This window comes from Ferrovum myxofaciens (assembly GCF_000735045.1).
Classification (GTDB): Bacteria; Pseudomonadota; Gammaproteobacteria; order Burkholderiales; family Ferrovaceae; genus Ferrovum; species Ferrovum myxofaciens.
The window spans coordinates 1-380 of sequence record NZ_JPOQ01000062.1 but is presented as its reverse complement, the minus strand read 5'-3'; the positions used below and the strand labels follow the sequence as shown (position 1 = coordinate 380).

The 380-nt window shown below is 52.1% G+C and carries 1 protein-coding gene; it reads right to left on the bottom strand.

Annotation, left to right across the window (positions count from 1 at the left end; all coding sequences use genetic code 11):
- On the bottom strand, nt 1-190 hold a 190-nt coding region (locus IV91_RS19130), incomplete at its 3' end, for a hypothetical protein (protein ID WP_233418431.1).
- Between the last annotated feature and the right edge of the window lie 190 nt (nt 191-380).

The window sequence follows — 380 nt, the reverse complement described above, 5'->3', positions numbered from 1 at the left end:
TGAGCCTGAAGGATGGCTGTATTTCCAACGAGGAATGAGCCTGAAGCGAATAATCTGAGGTCGATTGAAGAAGTGGGTTGATCATTGCAAGGATGATGATCAACATGAACGAAACACGGCTTTGCAGTACGCGGTAACTGAGCGGCGTTGTATTCAGGGAGGATTGACCCCGGCATACTCCGATCATCAAGGATAGATGATCGGGAGGGGGTTACGAATGGCTGTGCTGGGTGAAACGATACAGGGGCTGGTGATACAGGAATTTATCCACGACCATGCCCGCCAGGAAACTCACATCGGCACGGCTGTTATCCAGAACACCCTGGGGGGCCGGAGCGATCCCAATACAAGACTTTGACCTGGTTGGCACGCCGATTGAT